The following is a 1,921-nucleotide window of genomic DNA, read 5'->3' as shown; positions in this document are numbered from 1 at the left end:
TTTCACATAATAGATATTTAGAAAAAATGGAAGATAGATTAACGAAATTCAATGAATTAATGAATACATTCAAGTCTGAAAACCAATTAGGGAAAAATCTATCCAATTTAATTGTAAATATTTAATAGACTTTATATAATGCCGCCATAGTCATGTAACCACCATATGATCCTCCAATAATTCCTATTTTTTTACCGTCAACTTCAGGTTGTTGTACTAACCAGTTTTTTCCTTCTACACAATCTTGCAAATCTTTTTCACCATGATTCTTATCATCCATTTTGAAAAATGTTTTTCCGTAGCCACTACTACCACGATTATTAACCGCTAAAACGGCGTAACCATGATTAACCATATATTGTATTAATGAGCTAAATTCTTGACGTGTTTGTCCTCCAGGACCACCATGAACCCAAACCATTGCTGGAACTTTGTTTTCTATGGAAGCTTGATGAGGCAGATAGTAAATGGCAGGAATCTCGGTACCGTCAAAAGATTTAAATCGAATCACTTTTGCGGTTACTAAATCTTCAACATCAATTGCATCATTTAAAACATTGGTCAATTTGTATTGTTCTTTAGTTTCCAAATTATAAGTGTATAAATCTGAAGGTGAATTAGAACCGCCAACATACATTCTCATCCATTTTTCATCCTCACTAAATCCTACACTCGTAATGCTTTTGCCCTCGAAGTCTGGTAAACTAATTGGTTTCATAGTTTTAGCATCCAATACTTCAATAGCATTTTTTCCATCTTCATTAGTATATACTACCATGTATTTTCCTTCGGAAGTAAAACCACTTCCCACAATATCCCAAGATTTCTCCATCACTTTTTTCTTTTCTTTCGAAGCTAGAGTGTAGGACATTAAATAAGAAAATTCTCCACCATTATCGGTTGTATAGTAAAAAGTAGAATTATCTACAGAGAAATCTTGAGCAGAATTTGCACTCAGATTATCATTGATTTTTGTCATTTCTTTAGTTTTTACATTATAAAGAAATAAATCACTGTCATTGGTATTCATAGTTTTTGATAATGAAAAAAAGTTTTCGTCATTAGATATTCCGCTATAATCTAACCCATCATTATTTTGGTAAATCATTTTAGAAGAATAGTCATCAACTGATAATTTATAAACATCAAAAAATCGTGGATCTCTTTTGTTAGAACCATAATACAAATGTTTATCATCTTTTGACCATCCGTAAAAACTAGATTTAGCTCCTTTTTCTGGAGTTATATCTTTTATAGTTCCATTTAATTCTCTTACAAATAAGTGATCAATTTCATTTCCATTTCCATCTGCACTCAATAACATTCTATTATCATTTGGAAAGTATGACTCTGCAAAAATAGATGTGCTGTCAGATGCTGTAATCGCTGTCATTTCTCCCCCTTTTACAGGAATAGTATACACATTATAAATACCTGAGCGGTTGCTCGATAGTAATAAATTACTGTTGTCTGATGAGAAGCTTCCACCACCAACAGCTTCATTATCCATAAATTGCTCAATAGAGTATTGTTTGATTTCTCTTTGAGTAATTTTAGTTTCTTTTTTGCAAGAAAATAAGAGCATTACAATTGCCAATCCTAAAAGTTTAATTTTCATAATAATAGGTTTTTATTTGTTTTTGATTTTTATTTAAATATATACTTTTTATATTAACATCTGATTATGAACCGGTTTTATTTAATGTGCATAGAATATAATGAGTATTTATAAGATTTGTGCCACTGAAAAATTGGAAATTTTTCGGTTGTAGCAAATCGCTTGTTGAATGTTTGTCAGTTTGTATTTAGTTTAAATGTAAGTATAAATTTTATATAACTTTTAGGTAGTGTTTTTTATTTTGTGTTTAATAAAATTTTACTAATCAATACGATTTGACCTAAATGATAGTAGCTATGTTCA

The 1,921-nt window shown here is 30.0% G+C and carries 1 protein-coding gene; it reads right to left on the bottom strand.

The genetic code is table 11. From position 1 onward, the window contains the following. Window positions 1-121 precede the first annotated feature (121 nt). A complete protein-coding gene (locus Q8S45_RS03500; protein ID WP_305601287.1) occupies window positions 122-1,618 on the bottom strand; it encodes a prolyl oligopeptidase family serine peptidase in 1,497 nt (498 codons plus the stop codon). Window positions 1,619-1,921 lie beyond the last annotated feature (303 nt).

Origin of the sequence: Lutibacter sp., assembly GCF_030692605.1 — a bacterium.
In the GTDB taxonomy this organism is placed as follows: domain Bacteria; phylum Bacteroidota; class Bacteroidia; order Flavobacteriales; family Flavobacteriaceae; genus Lutibacter.
The sequence above is the reverse complement of the archived record's forward strand: the minus strand, read 5'-3'. Positions and strand labels throughout refer to the sequence as shown.